General features: G+C 42.7%; 3 protein-coding genes. 2 read left to right on the forward strand and 1 reads right to left on the reverse strand.

The window, feature by feature from the left end; translation table 11 throughout:
- Both creD and AC6F75_RS13090 read left to right on the forward strand, forming a co-directional pair.
- Positions 1-894, forward strand: an 894-nt coding sequence (creD, locus tag AC6F75_RS13085) for a cell envelope integrity protein CreD (protein ID WP_500715536.1), incomplete at its 5' end; no start/stop codon positions are given.
- A 35-nt stretch (positions 895-929) separates the two neighbouring features.
- Positions 930-1214: a hypothetical protein gene (locus tag AC6F75_RS13090; protein WP_500715537.1), complete on the forward strand. Its 285-nt coding sequence runs from the start codon at positions 930-932 to the stop codon at positions 1212-1214.
- 71 nt (positions 1215-1285) lie between these two features.
- Here the strand turns inward: AC6F75_RS13090 and AC6F75_RS13095 are convergent, their stop codons facing one another.
- A complete protein-coding gene (locus AC6F75_RS13095) occupies positions 1286-4504 on the reverse strand; it encodes an FIDD domain-containing protein (protein ID WP_500715538.1) in 3219 nt (1072 codons plus the stop codon).
- Positions 4505-4702 lie beyond the last annotated feature (198 nt).

The raw sequence follows: 4702 nt of genomic DNA on the forward strand, positions 1-4702 counted from the left end.
GAAGCCTTTCTTACTTTGCATGTTTCTGACCTGCGCGGGATTAAAGAAAAAGTGGTCATAAAGTGGAATGATTTAAACAAAGAGGTCACTCCGGGTTCATCGATTCCAACCATTGTTGCTTCCGGAGTTACCGTAAAACAAATTTTGAATACCCAACCCGAAGCTGTAAACCGATTTAGTTTTAATCTGGATATACAAGGCAGTCGGTTTTTGGGATTTGTGCCTTTGGGCAAAGAGACCCGCGTGGATATCACTTCAAACTGGCAGGATCCCGGCTTTACTGGTGCATTTTTACCCAATGAACGTGATGTTACTGAAACAGGGTTTAACGCACAGTGGAAAGTACTCGAACTCAACCGAAATTATCCGCAATATTGGCGTGGAAACAGAAATATAAATGACTTGAAGAAATCGGCTTTTGGCGTGAATTTACTATTGCCTGCCAATGATTATCAAAAATCCATGCGCTCTGCCAAATATGCCTTATTGGCTATTTCACTTACCTTTCTAACATTCTTTTTAGTGGAGATTTTTAATAAAAAGAAATTGCACCCCTTTCAATATATCCTGATTGGGTTGGCATTGGTGTTGTTTTACACCTTGCTGGTATCCATTTCAGAGCATACCAATTTCAATATGGCTTATCTAATAAGCAGTTTGGTTATCATCAGCATTATTGCACTGTATGCCCGTGCAATACTTCAAAGCAATAAACAAACCGTTGTTTTGGTGGTCATCCTTTGTTTTACTTATGCCTTTGTTTTTGTCACCCTACAGTTACAGGATTATGCCTTGTTGATTGGCAGTATTGGGTTAACGGCCATACTGGCGTTCACAATGTACATCACCCGAAAAATCAACTGGTATGCCTTGAGCGGAGAAAGACAAGGATAGACTGATAAATGTATCACGTAATAAATATAACTAATATGAAAAACAAACGATTTTTTCTGATTCTCGCCACTGTGACAATTCTTCTGCTCATTCCGTTGATTGCTATGCAGTTCACCCCTGAAGTAGATTGGGACGGGAGAGATTTTCTTATTATGGGAATACTGTTATTGGGGACCGGCACAATATGTGAGCTTGTCCTGAGAACAGTAAAAACCAAAACCCACCGGCTACTTATTTGTGTTGGTGTTTTACTGGCATTCTTTCTCATTTGGGCAGAACTCGCCGTGGGTATCTTTGGTTCGCCATTTGCTGGGTCTTAAAACCCGCATTGATTTAAAAACCAATAAATATATTAATCCACATTAGTCTCTTTTTGATTCTATTGTGGATTTTATTTTTTAACCACCCGCTTTACAGCCACTCCATTTGGTGAGGTAATCTTTACAAGGTAAACACCCGTAGCCAAACCACTGAAATCAATTCTTCTCTGGTTACTGTCTAAATTGATTACCGGTAACTGTAGATTTTGCCCGTTAAGGGTAAATACCTCCAGTTGTTCAATAGTCTCTGCCATGGATAGGAACAAATCGCCTTTTACCGGATTGGGGTAGAGGGTTATTTGAACATTATTTGGAGAGTGGGAATTTAAAAATTCATCGGTTTCAATTTCAAACGAACTGATTAGGTAACAGACTGTGATAAGGTTTAGCTCCATACGCACATAAATGGTTTGCGGATTTGCCGTATTGATATACTGGTCCGGGTTTTGAATAGCGTTGGTATTGTTATAAGCATCGGCCAGTGATTCAAAATAGGAAAAACTAATATCAGCTGCATTTTGGTTACCCAGCATCAGTGGTTCGTTTACTGTAAGGTCAAACACTGCTATGCCGTCGCCGTCGCCTTCGTAAATATAAATATCATCAGGTGATTGGTCCATGAATAATTGTGCAACTATCAAATCAAATGAAGTCGTGGCAAAGCAACCGTTATAAATGTCCTCCAGACGGATATAAATGGTTTGCGGGTTGGTAAAGTTTGCAAAAGCTGAAGGATTTGCTATAGCATTGGTGCCTGTTTGTGCGTCTCCTTGTGTTGAGTGGTAGCTCAGGTTGAACAAGGTCGGGTCTTGGGTTCCATAAATAGCCCACTCCTGAAGTGTTAGGTCAAAGAGGATTCCGATACCCGGTGGATCTTCTCTACATATTACCAGGTCGTCCAGCACTAAGGGCACATTAGGTGAATTGTTGACCATTAACAACAACTCCATGGTTGCAAAACAACCGGTGATAGTGTTCTCGGCTCGCACATAGACAGTCTGCTGGTATTGTACGACATTTAAATAAGGACTCATCAGGGCAAAATTGCCATCTTGGGCATCAATCAAGGTCTCGTGGAAGGTGATTACAACATCCGGCTCGTTGTTGAGTATTTCGGGAATCTTACTGTCCAAATCAAACTCAGTATGTCCGGTATTGTCAGGGTCACATTTTTCCAAAGGTGTCGGCTCTTGAGGTGATGGCAGCGGGTTGACTATCAGGGTTAGTGTATAGCCCTGTGAAATCACACAGCCGCCCAGACTTACCACACGGATGTATATGGTCTGGTAGTTGACCACATTTGTATATAATGGCCCTATAGGGTTTACTCCTGCGTCCGCATCGCTCTGGGTTAGGTGATAGGTAACTTGAATGCTTGTGTCTCCTCCGGTAATCTCCAGAGTTGCCAGACTTAAGTTAAACTCTTCCTGCTCGTCTCCGGGGTTGTTTACATCACAAAGTTCCAAAGGTGTGGGTAGAAATAGAACAGGCAAGTCAGCAACAATCAATTCAAATTCTACTTGGGAGGTACAGTTGTTTGTGTCGTCTTCTACTACTACATAGATGGTCTGCTGGTATTGTACGACATTGGTGTACGCCCCGGGAACCAAAATCGGGTTGTCATTGGTCAAATCAGCAGCAGTTGCATAATAGAAAATGTTGTAATCACCTGGATTGGGGATATATGACATCATTTGAGACTCTACAACGGTTAAATCAAATACAGCTGTACCATTGCTATTGGTGTTACAGTCTATTAAATCGTCGGGAACCACCAGTTGAGGGGTGTCCAACACCTGTAAATCAAGATCAACGGTGTTGTAGCAATCTATACCGGTTATCGACACCCGAGCATACAGTGTCTGGGTATATTGTACCGTATTAAAAAACGGACTGGTCTGCGGCCATACACCATTGTCTGCATCTGAAGGTGTTAAGTGGTAGGTTACATTGACCCCCGGTGTACTTCCTGTAATTTGATTATCAGCATCAGTGAGTGTGAAAAATCCAAATCCGCCATTAACAGGGTCACAATAAGTCAATGGGTCAGGGACAAATGCTGCCGGGGCAACTTCAACTATTAGATCAAGTGGTGCTATGCTATAACAACCCGTGGTCAGATTTACAACACGCACATAAATAGTCTGAAAATAGGGATTCTGATTCTGATACATCAAGGGCAGTTGATTTCCAACATTTCCGGTCTCTGCTTGGGCTTGGGTTTCATAATAGGTCACGCCCAGGTTAGGGTCATTGCCTGTTATTTGAGTAGTGGCCAAATTCAGGTTGAATGTGGCAATGCCGTTTGCTACTCCTTCGTCACAAATGTTTAAAGGTGCAGGGGAAGTTATCAGGGGGGTGGGCACTACTTCAATTTCAAAAGAAACGACTGTAAAACAGCCTGTGATATCATCAGTCAAACGTAGGTATATAGTTTGGGAGCCACTTGTAAATGGTGAGAAAATTTGACCCGCTGTTCCACCAGCTACAGCATCTGCAATGGTGTTATAGTATGTGGGGGTTAAATTTGGCTGACCGTCAACAGCTTGCGCACCGGCTATACTCAAATCAAAATCGGCTGAACCATTCCCTGAGTCACACAAGGCCATATCGTTTACCAGACCTGGAATTGGATTAGGGTAAACAATAAGATCAAAACTTGTAGTGTCAAAATTCCCAATACCGTCCTGAATGCGCGCATAGATGGTTTGCGGATTTGTGGTATTTGTATAGGTTTGCGGATTTGGAATAGCAGCTGTTCCTGTTTGAGCATCACCTAGGGTATCGTGGTAACTCACTGTTGCTCCGCTTTGTCCGGAAATGATTATGTTGTCGTTGACTGTCAGGTCGAATGTTGCGATACCGTTTGCGGAAGTATCACAGGCAGCAAGGTCGGGTGCGGGATGAGCTGTTATGTTTAGGCTCTGTTCATTTAGAAAATGTCGCATAAACAGCGCTTCCTGCTTTTGCTGTGCACAATGTCCAAAGGAGTTGTTCGCACTTAGGAGAATCCTGTTACCCGATACTACGGACACCGTATTAAATCCTGTCCAGGGAAAATGGAAGTCATTGACCACCCCGTTTGTTCCAAAATTGGTTTCCGGAGAACCGAGGGAGTCAAATTTGGCAATATAGGTACTTTGATAGCCTCCTGTTACCACAATACTATCATCGTTTAGAATATGCAGGCTAATAGCGTTGGATTCGCTGTAAATGGGTAGATGCACACGACCGGCTGTCGCAAAACCGGTATCGAGTATACCATTCTCGTTCAATTGGATTAAAATCATTCCATAGGGGTCAAAGGGACCAAATCGCCCGTGTCCGGCAAGAACGATGTTGCCAGTTGCTGTGGTTTTTATACCCAGTGCCCGGGCGTTATAGTGTGCATTTTCAAAATATGCACCTGCATTGGCAAAGCTTGAGTCATAAGTTCCGTTGTTTAGTAACCTGAAGGCGATAATTTTTCCTGTGTCATTGGAGACCTA

Source organism: Planktosalinus sp. (assembly GCF_059864935.1).

Excerpts from the sequence above, each read along its gene's own strand:
- AC6F75_RS13090 (WP_500715537.1), top strand. The coding sequence starts at position 930 with ATGAAAAACAAACGATTTTTTCTGATTCTCGCCACTGTGACAATTCTT.
- AC6F75_RS13095 (WP_500715538.1), bottom strand. The coding sequence starts at position 4,504 with ATGATTTTAATCCAATTGAACGAGAATGGTATACTCGATACCGGTTTT.